3 protein-coding genes are annotated in these 5,533 nt (G+C 29.5%); all 3 read left to right on the top strand.

What is annotated here, in order from left to right; all coding sequences use genetic code 11:
- Positions 1–489, top strand: a 489-nt coding sequence (locus tag CHF27_RS13290; RefSeq protein ID WP_147294094.1) for a cell wall-binding repeat-containing protein, incomplete at its 5' end; no start/stop codon positions are given.
- Positions 490–872: 383 nt separating this feature from the next.
- Complete coding sequence (locus tag CHF27_RS13285; protein ID WP_115976305.1) at positions 873–2,774, top strand: Ig-like domain-containing protein; 1,902 nt, start codon at positions 873–875, stop codon at positions 2,772–2,774.
- A 78-nt stretch (positions 2,775–2,852) separates the two neighbouring features.
- A partial coding sequence (locus CHF27_RS13280) for an Ig-like domain-containing protein (protein ID WP_199533675.1) occupies positions 2,853–5,533 on the top strand: 2,681 nt, incomplete at its 3' end.

The raw sequence follows: 5,533 nt of genomic DNA, 5'->3' as shown, positions 1-5,533 counted from the left end.
GATGCAACTTCAATAGCATCAGTATCAGCAAATAAAAATATGCCAATATTACTTTCACCAGCTAATGGAACAGATATATATGATAAATATATTAAAGAAAATGATATTAAAAAATCATATATAATAGGTCAAACTAATGCAATATCAAAAGGTGTAGAAAATAAATTAGTTAATCCAGAGAGAATAGGTGGAATAGATAGAAATGAAACAAATGCTAAGATAATATCTAAATTCTACACAACAGACAAAGTAAATAATATGTTTGTTTGTAAAAATGGAATGAAAGAAGAAAGTCACTTAATAGATGCACTTTCAGTAGGATCATTAGCAGCAAAACAAAATGCACCGGTAGTTATAGTTGGAGAAAATTTAGGAAATGCACAAAGAGAAGTATTAAAATCAAAATCAGCAAAAACTATAACTCAAGTAGGTGGAGGATGCGATAATGGATTTAATGAAATAGAAAAAATGTACAAAGAAATAGCTTAATAAGTAAATAAAGCTACCTCAAAGATTATAAAGATAATGTAGTAAAAATCTGAAAATATAAGCTATACTGACATTTGTAGGTGTATTTTACCTACATGGAAGGAAGATTATATTTCAGATTGAGCGAGTATTACACATAAAATCTAAATTTGAGGTAGTTTTTTATATTAAAAGTGTGAAATAATTCATATTTTGAAGGAATTTAAGAGAATTTATAGAATTAAATTAAAGAAGACATATAAATTACATTATCACAGAAAAATTTAATTTGTTAATACTGACTAAAAAATGGAGGTATATCTTAATTTAGATATACTTCTATTTTTTTGTAAAAAAGGAGGGAGTATAGTATTTTATTAAAAATTTAAAAGGGGGAAAATTAAATGAAAAAGCAAAACAAAATTATGAAGACTATGGTTTCTGTAGTTGTTTCGTCTAGTATGGTTTTGGGAAGTATGCCTATGGCATTTGCACAAAAACTACAACAAGAACAACCTAAAGGACATGTGACTATGTCTGTTGAAAAATTCACTCTAGGGCTTGGATATGTAAAAGAACCTATTGAAGTGCCTTTTTATGAAGGGGATAATGTAGCATATCTAGTAACTAAAATAATAGGAGAAGGAAATTATAAAAATACAGGTAATGTAGATTCTAGTTTTTATTTATCTAGAATAAAAGACAATGATACTAGAGAACCGAATGTACCACAGTATATATTAGATAAGTGTGGAGATATTACAAAAAGATCAACAGAAAACTGGTTAGGTGAATTTGACTATACACCTATGTCTGGTTGGATGTATTGTATAAACAGCGAATTTCCTAATGTAGGAGCTTCAGGATATACTCCAAAAGATGGAGATGTAATAAGATGGCAATTCACAACATATGGATACGGAGCAGATATTGGAGGAGATGGATTTGGCTCTAGTGAACCTTTCATATCTGTAGCTAATAAAGATAAACTTACAGCATTAGTAGGTAAAGTAAATAGTCAAGAAAATAAAGCAGAGTTATTAGCTAATTCTGATGTAAAAGTAGCTTATGATGAAGCATATAAAGTATTAGAAGATGTTGCTGTTAGTCAAGGAAATTTAAATAATGCATTGGAAGACCTTGAATTAGCTTTAGATACTCCAAATGTAGAATTACAAAGCATAAACTTAGACAAAGATAAAATGACAATAGAAGAAGGTAAAAAGGAATCTTTAAAGGTAAAATATAATCCAGAAAATACAACAGAAAGTAAAACAGTAGCATGGATAAGCTCAGATGAGAAGATAGCAAAAGTTGATAAAAATGGAGAAGTAACAGGTGTAAAAGAAGGAACAGCAACAATAACAGCTAAAGTAGGGGACAAAACAGCAACTTGTATAGTAACTATATCACCTAAGCAAGCAAGCGAAAATAAAATTGATGTTAAATCAGCAATAAATGAAACAGCTGCTTATCAATATAAAAACAATCAAAATCCTCAGCTTTATTCAGAGTGGGATATATTAGGACTTGCAAGAAGTGGGTATAACATACCAAGCTCATATTATGATACATACTATAATAATATAGTTAATAAAGTAAAAGAAGTAAACGGTGTTTTAAGTGATAGTAAATATACAGAATATTCAAGAGTTATATTAGCTCTTAACGCAATAGGAAAAGATGCAACTAACGTTGGAGGTTATGACCTTGTAAAAAATCTTTATGATTTTGATAAAGTTGTAAGTCAAGGTATAAATGGTGCTATATTTGCACTTATAGCATTAGATAGTAAACAAGGTATAAATACAAATTCACTAAAAGGTGACTATGTAGACTATATTTTAGATAGTGAAATACAAAATGGTGGATGGGCACTTTGGGGAGATAAGGCAGACCCAGATATAACAGCTATGGCACTGCAAGCATTAGCTAAATATCAAGATGATAGCGACGTAAAATCTTGTATAGATAGAGCAGTTGATGCACTATCAAAAATGCAAAATAAAAATGGAGGATATGAAAGTTGGGGGTCATTAAATAGTGAAAGTGTATCACAAGTAATAGTGGCGCTTACAGCTTTAGGAATAAACCCAGCAACAGATTCTAGATTTATAAAAGAAGATGGAAAATCAGCACTTTCAGCATTAATGGAATTCTATGTAGAAGGTGGAGGATTTAGACATACAATGAATACAGATGTTAATGGAATGGGTACAGAACAAGGTATGTATGCACTAGTAGCATATGATAGACTTATTAATAATCAAAAGCCACTTTATGATATGACAGATGCAGTTAAATAAATATTAATTATATGTAAAGTAAAGTATTCAGTTATAAAATTTTATAACTGAATACTTTTACAAAAAGGGGAGAATTGAATGAAAAAGCAAAATAGGTTTATTAAATCTATAATTTCTTTGGTAGTTTCAATAAGTATGTTTTTAGGAAGCATGCCTATCGCTTTTGCACAAAAAACAGTTAACTCAAGTACAAGCGTTGAACAAGCTATAAATGCAACGGGGGCATTCATGTGCAAAGAAATTCCAGAGCCTGGTTTTGGAACAACTTCAGGCGAGTGGACAATACTTTCTTTAGCAAGGGCAGGATATAAAGTACCAGAAAATTATTATAAAAGTTATTATAAAAAAGTTTGCGATGTAGTAAAAGAGAAAAATGGAGTATTAGATAATATTAAATACACAGAGTACTCTAGATTAATAGTAGCTCTTACTTCTTTAGGAATGAATCCAACTGATGTTGGTGGATATGATTTAATAAAACCTCTATCTGATTTTGATAAAGTAAAAAAACAAGGAATAAATGGACCGATATGGGCACTTATAGCATTAGATACAAATAATTATGAAATACCAAAAGCAGATGAAGGTAAAAATCAATCTACAAGAGACAATTTAGTAAAATACATATTAGATAAAGAAATAAAAGGTGGTGGATGGGCACTTTTTGGAAATAAAGCAGACCCAGATATAACAGCTATGGCTCTACAAGCACTAGCTAAATATAAAGATTCAACTGTAATTGATGAAAAAGGAAATAAAATAGAAGTAAAACCATACATAGATAGAGCAATTGATGTTTTATCAAAAATGCAACTTGACAATGGAGGCTACAATAGTTGGGGAACTGAAAATAGTGAAAGTATAGCACAAGTAATAGTAGCACTTACAGCTTTAGAAGTAGACCCAGCAAAAGATAGTAGATTTATAAAAAATAATAACTGGACAATTCCAGCAATTATGCAATTTTATGTAGAAGGTGGAGGATTTAAGCATACATTAAGTACAGATGTTAATGGAATGGCCACTGACCAAAGTATGTATGCATTAGTAGCATATGATAGATTTGTTAAAGGTAAGAATAGACTTTATGATATGAGTGATGCTACAAAACTTATTGATAATAAAATAAAATTAGAAAAAATAAACTTTGATAGACTGTCTGTAACTATAGGAGAAGGAAAAACTGATAAACTTATAGTATCATATTATCCAGAAGATACAACAGATGATAAAAAAGTAAATTGGACAATAGCAGATGAAAGTATAGCAAAAGTAGATAAAAATGGAAAAATAATAGGAATAAAAGAAGGAAATACAAAAATAAAAGCTAAAGTGGGACAAGTAGAAAAAACAGCAGAACTAATAGTAAATAAGAAACCAATAATTGAGAAACGTATTGATGTTAGAGAAAAAATAGAAAAAATAAGTGAGAATATTTATAAAAATAATCAAAATAATTCACAATTTTCAAAATGGAATATACTACAATTAGCAAGAGGTGGAGTTAGTGTTCCAAAAAATTATTATGAAAATTATTATGAAAATGTAGTTAAGGAATTAAAAGAAGGAAATGGAAAAATAAAAGATTTTAGTTGTATGGATTATTTACAATTAATACTAGAAGTTACTTCTATAGGAAAAGATGCAACAAATGTAGGTGGATATAATCTTTTAACACATGCTGTAGATGTAGCTAGATTTCTTAAGGAAGAGGAAAATCTTGAAACATATAGTTTAATAGGAAGCACAATGGCATTAAAAGCAAGTGATAGTAACAGATATATTTTAACTGGAAAATTTAGGGAAGAAACAGAATATGATGAATATGAATATAAATGTGATGAATATAGACACGAGTATCTAGGTGATTTTATCCGTTGCTATAATCATAAATTACATGGATTTAGGAATAGATCTGTAACGAAGATACCTGATTCAGAAGCAGCAGCAATTGTATTACAGGCACAAACTAAGTACAATATATCAAGTATGGGACAAAGACAACAAAAACGTGCAATAAATTGCTTATCAAAAGAACAAAAGAAAGATGGTAGTTTTGATAGTATATTAGTAAGTAAATGTGAATGTACAGCAGAAGTAGTAATAGCACTTATAGAAGCAGGAATAGATCCACTAAATGATCCAAGATTTGTGAAAGAAGATGGAAAATCAGCACTTTCAGCATTAATGGAATTCTACGTAGAAGATGGTGGATTTAAAAATCCAGAAGATAAAGAAATAAATTTAAAAGCAACAGAATTAGGAATGTCTGCATTAGTAGCATATGACAGATTTAACAATAATAAAAACAGTCTGTATAACATGACAGATGGTTTTGAACCAGTTTATTTACCAGTTAAATTAGAAAGCATAAATTTAGATAAAGAAAAAATGACAATAGAAGAAGGAAATAAAGAAGATTTAAAAGTAAAATACAATCCAGAAGATACAACTGAGGATAAAACTGTAACATGGACAAGTTCAGATGAAAAAATAGCAAAAGTAGATAAAAACGGAAAAGTAACAGGAATAAAAGAAGGAAAAGCAATAATTACAGCTAAAGTAGGAGATAAAACTGTAACTTGTGAAGTAACAGTAAAAGCTATATCTAAACCAAGTAAGCCATCTAGTTCAGGAGGAAGTTCACACAGTGGTGGAAATTCTTCAAGTTCAGTAGCAGTTGATACTAAGAAAATAGTAGGAAATACAAGATATGAAACAGCTATAAAAGTATCAAAAGAAGGATGGAATAAAGCTGA

This window comes from Romboutsia maritimum (assembly GCF_002251085.2).
Classification (GTDB): Bacteria; Bacillota; Clostridia; order Peptostreptococcales; family Peptostreptococcaceae; genus Romboutsia_B; species Romboutsia_B maritimum.
This window is presented reverse-complemented; position numbering and strand designations above follow the sequence as displayed.